This is a genomic window from Brevibacillus nitrificans (assembly GCF_003710965.1).
Taxonomy (GTDB): domain Bacteria; phylum Bacillota; class Bacilli; order Brevibacillales; family Brevibacillaceae; genus Brevibacillus; species Brevibacillus centrosporus.
Window position 1 is genome coordinate 1 of sequence record NZ_RHHU01000025.1, and the last position, 10,564, is coordinate 10,564.

General features: G+C 51.5%; 9 protein-coding genes and 1 rRNA gene. All 10 read right to left on the reverse strand.

The features are described 5' to 3' along the window. Positions 1 to 65 precede the first annotated feature (65 nt). Positions 66 to 971 carry a hypothetical protein gene (locus EDM59_RS29415; RefSeq protein WP_122926858.1) on the reverse strand — a complete coding sequence of 302 codons (906 nt, stop codon included), beginning with the start codon at positions 969 to 971 and terminating at the stop codon, positions 66 to 68. 124 nt (positions 972 to 1,095) lie between these two features. Beyond that, the gene (locus tag EDM59_RS29420) at positions 1,096 to 1,425 is read right to left on the reverse strand and encodes an AzlD domain-containing protein (RefSeq protein WP_122926859.1); all 330 of its coding nucleotides are present in this window, start codon (positions 1,423 to 1,425) and stop codon (positions 1,096 to 1,098) included. Beyond that, positions 1,416 to 2,150, reverse strand: coding sequence for an AzlC family ABC transporter permease (locus EDM59_RS29425; protein ID WP_122926860.1), 735 nt, complete (start codon positions 2,148 to 2,150; stop codon positions 1,416 to 1,418). Before EDM59_RS29425 ends, EDM59_RS29420 begins: the two co-directional genes overlap by 10 nt. A 28-nt stretch (positions 2,151 to 2,178) precedes the next feature. Then, on the reverse strand, positions 2,179 to 2,988 hold the full coding sequence (locus EDM59_RS29430) for a TrmB family transcriptional regulator (protein WP_122926861.1): 810 nt from the start codon (positions 2,986 to 2,988) through the stop codon (positions 2,179 to 2,181). A 123-nt stretch (positions 2,989 to 3,111) separates the two neighbouring features. Then, positions 3,112 to 3,399 (reverse strand): HesB/YadR/YfhF family protein, encoded by a 288-nt coding sequence (locus EDM59_RS29435; protein ID WP_092270486.1) that lies wholly within the window; start codon positions 3,397 to 3,399, stop codon positions 3,112 to 3,114. A gap of 201 nt (positions 3,400 to 3,600) precedes the next feature. Beyond that, complete coding sequence (locus EDM59_RS29440) at positions 3,601 to 4,890, reverse strand: sensor histidine kinase (protein WP_122926862.1); 1,290 nt, start codon at positions 4,888 to 4,890, stop codon at positions 3,601 to 3,603. Then, positions 4,890 to 5,564 carry a response regulator transcription factor gene (locus EDM59_RS29445; RefSeq protein WP_092270481.1) on the reverse strand — a complete coding sequence of 225 codons (675 nt, stop codon included), beginning with the start codon at positions 5,562 to 5,564 and terminating at the stop codon, positions 4,890 to 4,892. Before EDM59_RS29445 ends, EDM59_RS29440 begins: the two co-directional genes overlap by 1 nt. Before the next feature lie 45 nt (positions 5,565 to 5,609). After that, positions 5,610 to 8,759: an efflux RND transporter permease subunit gene (locus EDM59_RS29450; RefSeq protein ID WP_122926863.1), complete on the reverse strand. Its 3,150-nt coding sequence runs from the start codon at positions 8,757 to 8,759 to the stop codon at positions 5,610 to 5,612. Positions 8,760 to 8,768: 9 nt separating this feature from the next. Then, complete coding sequence (locus EDM59_RS29455; protein ID WP_122926864.1) at positions 8,769 to 10,211, reverse strand: efflux RND transporter periplasmic adaptor subunit; 1,443 nt, start codon at positions 10,209 to 10,211, stop codon at positions 8,769 to 8,771. A 236-nt stretch (positions 10,212 to 10,447) separates the two neighbouring features. After that, positions 10,448 to 10,564: ribosomal RNA gene (locus EDM59_RS31325) — 23S ribosomal RNA — on the reverse strand; the annotation flags it as partial.

Consider the following 10,564-nt stretch of genomic DNA (forward strand, 5'->3'; position numbering starts at 1 on the left):
CCGACTTTATCGACAGCCTGGGGAGATCCTCAGCGATCTCCCTTTTTTCATGATTGCGAGACGGGTTACATTATCGTGAGCAGCTTGCATACCTCATGCTCGGCTTTGGCCCGCTTTTCCTGCGGCAGTCGCTTCAATAAATCCAGAGCCGCATACGGGACCTTGAGCGCATGCGGATCGCTGTATGTCTTTGCCCAGTACACCGGGGAGGTAATTTGCTCAAAAGCTGGCTCCTTCACTTCCTCCGCCAAGACAAAGTCAGGGATTTGCCGATTGAGCTGTAGCTGCAAGCGGTGATTTTTCATGCCCATCTCTGTCAGCTCACCATACCCGAAGCGCTCCAAATCCGTCAGCGCATGCGCATGGGTAATTCCGTGCTCCACTTCTCCCGCCAGATGATAGACGACCCCTTCGATGGCACGTCCACGTACGATTGGAGGAATGGTCTCAAACGTCCTTTCTGCCATCTCCAAAGTCGTATCGTACGCCGCCACGTCTTGGATGTCTTCGTCAGTCAGGTCAAAGTAATTCGGAACACCCCAGTAACGACCCGGTTTGTCTTCCAAGGTCTTTTTCAACAGGGTGACCAGACCGTCCACAACAGAGGGACGAATCAGATCACCACGCTCACGCAAAGCCTTCAAGGCAAGCACCCCGAGCGCCAGCCCATGACCAGAGGTACGCAGCTTTTGCACGTTTTCCTTCAAGCCATCCAGGACCTTTTGCAGAAGAGCTGGATCTGCGGCTTCCCTCTCATCTGACGGTTCAAACCACTCCGGCTTCAACAGGCGATACGACTCACAGGTACGCTCGATGCCCTCGATGACATGCGCTGGCAAATCGTGCTCGCGCGTCATGAAATAGCCTGCAAGCAGCGCTGCTCCGTAGTGACCCCCGAACCAGCCCGATGCGGCTGCCCGCGCCATTCCAACTACCCCAAGCTCCAAGTAAGAATCAACCAAACGTGCCATCTGCCATTTCCTCCCTTTTCTTTTGACTATGCATTCATAATATAACAAACATTTTTATTTGTTAAGTATGAAAAAGAGAAAAATAAAAAAAGCCCCGATCATTTCGGAGCTTCCGCCAAAAGGATTAGGCTATCCAAAAACGCAAAAGCATGATCGTGACAATGCCAACCACGACCGTTCCTAGCAGGCTGCGCGTTTTGATCGCCACCAAAAATGTCGGGATCGCTGCGAGCAGCTCCACGTTTGACGATAGAGGAGCCCATTTCCCATCGTTCAAGAACAGCTCCTGCCCAACCAAGGCCGCCATCACGGAGATCGGGACATGACTCAGCCAGCGTACTCCCCATTCAGGCAGTGTCATACGGCTGAGCAGCATGAGAGGCACGACTCTCGGGAGAAAGGTAACAAGCGCTGAACCGAAAATAATGACGAGGACATCCCATCTCACTTCCATTTTTCTATCACCATCCCTATCGTTGACGCAATCAAGGTCGCGGCGATTACCCCAATATTTCCACCCAATACGAGTGATACTCCTACCGCAAGTACCACTGCGCTGATCCCGACCACGATATCGAGACGCCACTGTTTTCGACTAACCATGGACAGCACCAGCAACCCGATGAACATGGCTGGCAGGGCAAAATCCAGACCGAACTTCTCCGGATCGGCAATCCACTGTCCCAAATACGCCCCTGCGATATTGGCAATGATCCAGTTGGCATAGGCAGTAATATTAAGACCGTGCATCCATTTTTCGCTGATCCGTTTGCGCTTGGCTGCTTCGTTGATCGCTACCCCAAACGTCTCATCGGTTAGTAGCGTTCCGATCAACATGTTGCGCACCGGTGTGAGATGCCGAAAATAGGGCGATAAAGCGGCGCTAAGTAGGATATGACGCAGGTTTACAAAGAAAATCGTGATAATGATGGCAGATGCTGAACCGTTGGCAGCCATCATCCCCGCTGCTATGAACTGGGCGGAGCCTGCGTATAGACAGATGGACAGCAAAGCGATTTCTGTGATAGAAAGCCCTGCCGTTTTTTCTACAACACCTGCGGCGAACCCGATACTTAGATAGCCGAGCAGCGTGGGGATACAATCCTTTACACCTGCAAGAAAGGTTTCTTCTCCCTCTATGACTGCTTCAGCCTTCAGTCGAATGTTTTGCTCCCTCATTGCGCTTCCCCTTTTCGTTTCTATCCCTTTACTTGAAGCGCTTCCCCGTCACCACGTGATAGAGATCCGGCTTTGTTCTCCAGAACGCTTCTACTTTCTCAGGTCCCAACTCTTTGGTCACTTCTGCAAACATGATGTCATGCCTGATGTACTCCATTGCTACCAAAACCAGGGCAGGATCTCGCGTTTTCACCGCCCACGCGCTCTTGCCAGGTGCAAAATTGCCGATCAACACTTCCTCCACATCACGGGCGACAATGGTCAAGCGTCCCCCCATGCGTTCCTCGGCCACTTCTGGAGACATGTAATCATGGTGATAGGTGTTTCCCACTCTCGTCTCTGCCTTTCCGAAAAGGACGGTAAAAACATCAATCCCCTCGTCACAGCAACCATCGATTTGTGGTTGGATAAACGGTACCTGCGGCTCCCAGATGGACAGCCAGAGCTCTGCTGTCGCATTTCCGATCAGCTCTGTCATTTCCGCGATTACCAGCTCATCCCCATCGATCCGCTTGATGACATCCATTTCCCGTTCACTTTCCATGGCAGCGAGCTCTTTTTCCAGATAATCAAACGATTGTTCAAATTGCCTGCGCTGCCGGGCAATCAGCTCTCTGGCCGGCAAAGGCGAATACGTCACGGGCTCGGAAGGTACGATATAGACGGCCCCTTTTTCAACGAGCTTCCCAACCACCTCATAGATCATGGACCGAGGCACACCGGTTCTTTTGCTGATTTCATACCCGGTAATCGGATGATGTTTCAATAGTCCAATGTAGGCTTTGCATTCGTATTGGGAAAACCCCAGCCTTTGCAGTTCCTTATAAATTTCTTCCATAGCCGCCCCTTTAGTAGTTAGTATTATACTCACTATAAAGTCAACCGTTTCCCCCTGTCAATTGGAAAAAGAAAAAGGCAGAGGAACACGTCCCCTGCCTGGTGGTGATGGCACTCGATGCTGTTAGGTCAGTTTAAAATCAACCTCGTCCGTCGCGGGCAAGTAATCGACCGTCAAGCCTTGCCCGTTCATGTACCACAGCTCATCCTTCTCCATGTAGAAGGTAATGCCGTCCACCGTTGTGGAAAGCCCGATTTCGTTCGGCTGCTCCTTGGCGATCCCCATGGAAAACGAGTCCTGCACCGTGCTGACTCCTCCATAGCGAACAAAAAAGCGAATGGTATCTCCAGCCTCACAGCCCCATTCTTGGCGAAACCAGTCCACTGCTGCTGCTGTTACGGTTAGATTCATCTATTTCACACTCCTCGTCGGAAAGCTCTCTCGTAGTATTCCTCTCCTCTGTAGTTTACCTCACTTTCTAAATATGTACAGTAAAAAAGTATAGAAACAAAACTTTCGGGAGAGATGCTCACGTCGTTTCTTCTTTACAGGTGTGCCATCAAAAAAGCCGATCTCCCCGTAAAGGGAAACCGACTCCTTGCTTAAATGCCTTTACTTTATGGGAAGCGAGAGATAAAAACTTGTTCCCACTCCCTCTTCACTGCTTACTTGAATCTTGCCATGGTGTGCGTCGACAATCCATTTGGCGATGGATAATCCCAAGCCGGTCCCTTCCGTTTGCCGTGAACGCATCTTATCTACGCGGAAGAATCGATCAAACAAATACGGGATGTCGTCCTTGGGAATGCCGATTCCCGTATCCTTGATCATGACAGTCACTCTTTGGCCATCGCGCTTGCAGGAAACGAAGATCTTGCCGCCTTCGTTTGTGTACTTGAGCGCATTGTCCAGCAGGATGACCAGCAGCTGATGCAATCGCTCTTCATCCCCGACAATTTCCAATGGCTGCTCGATCTCTGTCTCCAGGTTGATTTCCTTGACGATCGCCATCTGGGCAAACACCTGCGTGCATTTTTGCACGAGCTCGTCCAGCCGCAGCTTCTGCTTCATGATTTGCAATTCGTTGGAATCACTGCGAGCCAGTGTCAAAAGGTCTGCTACGAGCTTGCTTAGTCGACGTGTTTCCTGCATCCCGATCATGATTTTCTCGCTCTCTTGTTCAATCGTATGATCCGGATAGCGAAACAACCGCTCCAGATTGACGAGGATGGCAGTCAACGGCGTACGCAGCTCATGGGACGCGTCGGCGATGAACTGCTGCTGCTTTTCCCAAGAGACTTGGATGGGGATGAGGGCCCTTCTCGCCAGAAACAGACCTGCCACAATGGCAATCACTACGCTCACCGCATCCCCGATCGCCACGACGTAGAGCAGGCTGCTCAGCATGTTTTGTTCCGGAGCCAGATTGTACACAACTTGATACTGCATGGCGATCTGAAGCCGATCACCGACGATCACCTTTTTCGGCATGGTGACCGTGTGCACGCGAAAGGTCTCGCCATTAAAGGAAAGCGTCTCGATTCCATCCTGTTTCGCGACGCTCCGAAAACGCGGTAAATCCTCTGGCTCTAGCCGTTCTCCAAAAGCGGTTCCGATAGCCGCCCCTAAACTGTCCCAAGCGATCAAGGCATATCTGCGGTCCATCTCGTTGAATTTTTTTCGATCCATGCGATTGTAGGGGAACTGATCCTCGTTGTTCTGCTGCAAGCGTGGCAAGGGATCGACCATCAATCGCTGCGCCACCTTGGTCAGCTCCCGGTCCACCTGCGAGTACAGGCGATACTTCATCGTAAAGTACACCGCGCTCCCGAGACCGTTTAACAACAGGAATACCACGATAACGTTTAAGGTTACCAGGCGAATCCGGGTTTTTTGAAACATTATCGCTCTTCCTTTTTCAAAATGTAGCCCACATTGCGGATCGTGCGGATAAAGCTCTCATAGGGCCCTAGCTTCTTCCGCAAATAGTGGACGTACAGATCGACTACCCCGTAGTTGGCGTCCGAATCAATGCCCCACACCCGGTCAAAGATTTGCTGGCGCGTCAGAATTTGCTCCCGGTTTTGCAAAAAGTATTTGAGCAGCTCGTATTCCTTGCTTGTCAGCTTCATCGGCTCGTCATCGATAAAGCCGTCGTACTCATTCACCTTCAGAGAGAGAGGGCCGTAAGCCATCTCCCCCTCTGCTCCTGTCTTTCCGTTGCGCCGCAATAGCGCTCTGGCCCTTGCACTCAGCTCTTCTGCAGCAAAGGGCTTGACCAGATAGTCATCTGCTCCCGCGTCCAAGCCTTCCACACGGGACTTCACACTGTCCTTTGCCGTCAAAAACAGCACAGGGGTCGTAATTCCTTTGGCACGCAAAGTTTTGACCAGTGTCAGTCCATCCATTCCTGGCATCATGATGTCGAGTACCAGCAGGTCGTAGATGCCTCTTTGCGCCAGCAACAGTCCATCGTCACCTCGATCGGCCGTGTCCACTTGATAGCCTTCATCCGTCAGGACTCCGGCAATTGCCTGAAGCAGTGCCTGTTCATCCTCTACTGCGAGAATCAGCATATCTATCCCTCTTTCATCTGTACAAAGCCTCTTGCGAACGCTCGTTTATTTTTCGATGCCCACCGTCTTCGGTTTGCGGAACGGCAAGGTGATTCGTACAGTTTTCTTCAATCGGACTGTCATATCATCCAGAATAGCATAAACGACTGGAATCACAACGAGTGTCAGCATGGTTGAGAACAGCAAGCCGCCGATAACCACTGTCGCCATCGGAGCCTGGCTTTCTGCACCTTCTCCCAAGCCAAGCGCCAAAGGCAGCAGCGCCAAAACGGTACAAAATGTCGTCATTAAGATAGGACGCAGACGTACTGGTCCTGCGGTGAGCAAGGCTTCCGTCCGACTCATGCCTTCCCGGCGCAAAATATTGGTAAAGTCGATCAATACAATCGCGTTCCGAACAACCAGCCCTGCGAGCAAGATCAGCCCGATAAAGGCTGGTACGCTGACCGGTCTTCCCGTTACCCACAAGCTGAACGTAGCCCCAAAGATCGACAAAGGAACGGACAGCATGATCGAGAGCGGATAGACCACAGACTCGAACTGGGCAGCCAGGATAATATAAACCAGGACGATCGCGAGTCCAAACGCAATCAGCATGCTTTTCGTAGACTCATCCATCTGTTGATTTTGTCCTTGCTTCTCCAGTGTATACCCTGGCGGCATCGGATACGTTGCCAGCACCTGATCGATCGACGCCGTAACCGTACCCAGGTCTTGCCCAGGCGCTGTGGATGCCGTGACATTGACCACGCGAGTCTGGTTGTAGCGCTGGATCGCTTGCGGACCATTCGCCATCACGACTTCTGCTACGTCTTTGATCTGAATCAGCTCGCCTTTCGGTGTCGTCAGGAGCAGATTGCCGATTTCCTGCATGCTGCTGACCTGCCCGTCACCGAGGCTGAGCGTCACATCTACTTCTGTACCGGCTGTTTCATATTTGGTCGCGACCTGATCTCTCAAGGCCGTTTGAATCGTACTGGAAATGAGGCTTTGTGTTACCCCCAGATCAGCTGCCCGCACGCGGTCCAGCTTGACCTGAATTTCCGGACGGGATTCCTCGAGGTTGTTGTCTGCCTCGCGAACACCTGGTACCTCACTGATGGCAGCCGTCAAGCCTTCTGCCACTTCCTTCAGTGTATCCTCATCGTTTCCGCGAATCGCGTAGGAGATCGGCGCAGCCCCACCGAACGATCCTCCCCCACCGCCGCCCATACCGGGCAGGGTCGTGCCTCCTGCTTCACTGACACGAAGTCTTGCTCCTGGGAAGCGATTCAGCTTTTGTCTGATTTCATCCGTGACCTCGGCAGTCGTTCGCTGACGCTCTGACTTGTCGGACAAGATCAACAGGAACGATCCAGCTGAGGTAGAAGCAGAGTTCCCGCGTGTCGCGTTAGTCGAGCCCAAAGCGGTAAAGATCGTTTTGACCTCCGGAATAGTCGCCAAAATGGCTTCTGCCTGCGTGACTGCTTCTCTTGTTTTCTCCAGCTCTGTTCCGTTCGGCATGGAAATCGAAACGTTGATTTGTCCCTGATCAGAGGTTGGCATAAACTCGGAGCCGATGAACGGGATCAGCCCTACACCTGCTACCAGAGAAGCGAGACCAATGGCGAGAACGGATTTGCGATGATGCAGCGACCAGCTCAAAATGCGGCGATACATAGCCAAGCCGCGCGATTCTTTGCTTTTCACACCATGTGCGGCTGCCTTCAGCGTTTCCTTTTTATGCGACCTCGTCCATTTTGAGGTTAGCATTGGCGTGACCGTCAGCGATACGATCAACGATGCCAAGAGGGAGAAGGATACCGTGACACCCAAATCCCGGAACAGCTGAGCAGTCACCCCTTCTACAAACACGATCGGGAAGAAAACCGCAACGGTAGTGAGCGTAGCGGCAATAACCGGCATCGCCACTTCTTTCGTCCCTTTCACCGCGGACTCCTTGATAGACAGGCCTGTCTCGCGATGGCGGTGAATATTCTCCAATACGACGATCGCATCATCGACGATCATCCCGATTCCGAGAGTCAAACCACCCAAGCTCATGATGTTAATCGACATGTCCGCAAAGTACATGAGCGTAAACGTAGAAATGACGGAGATCGGAATCGCAGTGGCGATGATGACGGTATTGCTTGCACTTTTCAGGAAAAGCAGGATGATCAGGATCGCCAGCACCCCACCAATCAGGGTGTCGTGAACCAGCGTGTCAATAGACGCACGAATGAACGACGACTGATCCGAGAGTGCCATGACAGACATCGACTGCGGCATGCTGGCTCGCTGCTTGTCTATCTCCGCATAAAGCTCATCGACGACAGCAACCGTGTTGGTGCCGGACTGCTTCATGATCGACATGGTAACGGTAGTCTGTTTGTTCATTGTATTTTCAATAGAAGCTTCTTTAAAGCCATCCTGGATGAGAGCCAGCTCTTCGAGGAAGATACGGCTGCCATCTTTCAAAGGAATGGATACTTTGCGAATATCATCTACCGATTTGAATTTCCCTAAAGAACGGACGGTGTATGATACGCCGCCTTCCGTGATGTTCCCACCTGACGAATCCAAGTTTTGACTTTTCAATTGCGAGCTGATGTCGGAGATCGAGATGCCGTATTGCTCCAGTTTCGCTTGGTCAACGACGATCTTGATTTCCCTGTCCAGCCCGCCTGATACCGTTACGGAGGCGACTCCGTTCACACGTTCGAGGGAAGGAGCCATCTGGTCTTGCACGTAGCTTTTCAGCTGGTCAGCTCCCATGTCTGCAGAGACAGCCAGCGTCAACACAGCTGTACTGTTCGGGTCCATTCTAGCGACGGTCGGAGAATCTACATCATCAGGCAGTGAGCGCTTCGCACGCTCGACCTTTTGCGTTACCTCTGTCACTGCTTTATCTAAGTCAGTCCCGTAGGAAAACTCGACGATCACCATCGACGAGCCTTCCCGGGATGTGGATGTTATGGACTTGATTCCGGCTACGGATGCAACTGCTTGCTCCACCGGTTTCGTCACCAGGTTCTCCATCTCTTCAGGACCTACTCCTGAATAGCTGGTGATGACGGCAATCGTTGGTATTTCAATTTTGGGGTACAAATCGATGGGAATCCGGGTCAATGACATAATCCCCAGGATAAGCACGATGAGGACTCCCATCATTACCGTGACGGGACGACGAATAGCGCGTTCCGATATATGCATGGGGCTCACCTATCCTTTTGGGGTTGCCGAAGGCTCGGGGTTCCCTGTACTGTTTGTTTGTCCTGATGGATTTGCTTGACCTCCCGGGTTGGCTTGGTCCCCAGTGCCGCCTTGACTGCCTTGTCCATTGCCTTGGCCTCCACCTTGACCTTGCCAGCCGCCATTCCCTTGTCCATTGCCTCCAGACTTTTTGCCTGCTGCATTCTTCGCTTGATTCGGATCGATTACGGCGACAGTAGCATTTCCGGTCAGCGTATTTTGACCTTGTACCACGACAGACTCTCCACCCTGCAATCCGGTCAGAATTTCAATTCTTGTTCCATCGGACTCCCCGGTTGTCACGGTTACTTGCTTGGCCTTGTCGCCTTCGACTACAAAGACATACGAGTTCTGTGCCTTCGTGATAACTGCTTCACGCGGGACGAGAATCGCCTGATGCGGATTTCCTTTCACTTCAACCGAAGCAACCATGCCTGCCTTTGCTTTCAAATCCGTATTGGCTACCTCAATCTCAATCGGGTATGACTTGCTCGAATCCGCCATCGGGCTCACCGAGGTGATTTTTCCATTAACGGTTACATTAACAGATGGAATTTTTACCGATACGCTTTGTCCCGGCTCGAATTGTCCTACCTGTCCTTCACTTGCTTTGGCCGTTACTTTCATCGTAGATAGGTTAATGACCTGGGCGACAACGGCATTATTCGAAACGTTCTCCCCGACTGTTGCCGTCAGGGATCCTACGATGCCATCAATGGGAGATTTGATCGTTAAATTCGAAACATTTAATTGAGACAGGGCGTAATCAGCCTCAGATTGCTTCAATGTCGCGATCGCCGAATCCAATGCTGCCTGAGTCGGGCCCTTTTTCTCCTGTTGGGCTTTTTGTTTTTGATTCTCTAGATTCGTTTGTGCAGTTGCGAGCGCCAATTTGGCTTTCTCTACCTCGGCCGTCGAAATTGCCCCTTCACTAAACAGCTTCTGGGCACGCTCCAAATCTACTTTAGCTGCGTTCGCTTTATTTTGCAGGTCTGCCAAGGAATTGGCCGTCTGCGCAAGTACCTCGGCTTCGGTTCCCTCGGTCGCCTCTGCATATCGAGCCTTGGCTGACATCATAGAAGCCTGGGACTTTTGCATCTGAATTCGCAGTTCTTCCCCATCCAAGACCACAAGGGGCTGTCCACTTTTAACCTTATCTCCTACCTTCACGAGAAGCTGCTGCACTCTCCCCGTCGCTTTCGAAGGAATCTCTACCTGCTGGATGGCTTCCAACCGTCCGGAGAGCGACATTTGTACGGCGAATTCCTCTTTTACCGCCTTTTTCACTTCAACAGGCACTGCTCGGGCTGCCTGAGCATTTCTCCTATTTGCACCTTCAGGATTGCTAGAGCACCCACTCACCACAGCCAGTACCAATAGACCCATGGTGATGTTACGAATCGTTCGATTCACCTTGCTTTCCTCCGTTTCGTCTGCGATCTGGCTTGGGCCAAAAGACAGGCATATGTATAGATAAATTCATTAGAGCATGGATTTTTTTGAATTAAATTTGAAAAAACAAAAGATACCGCTTTCTCCCTGGTAAAACAAAAAAAGCTGTATTCTCCATCACTTTTTCAAGTAATCGAGAATACAGCCTTTTCATTTCCGTACCTTCAAAACTGGATCTGCATGTTTGCTAAGAGTGTGTGGATAAGTCCTCGACCGATTAGTATTCGTCAGCTCCACGTGTTACCACGCTTCCACACCGAACCTATCAACCTCATCGTCTATGAGGGGTCTTACCAGCTTGCGCTGTGGGAAGT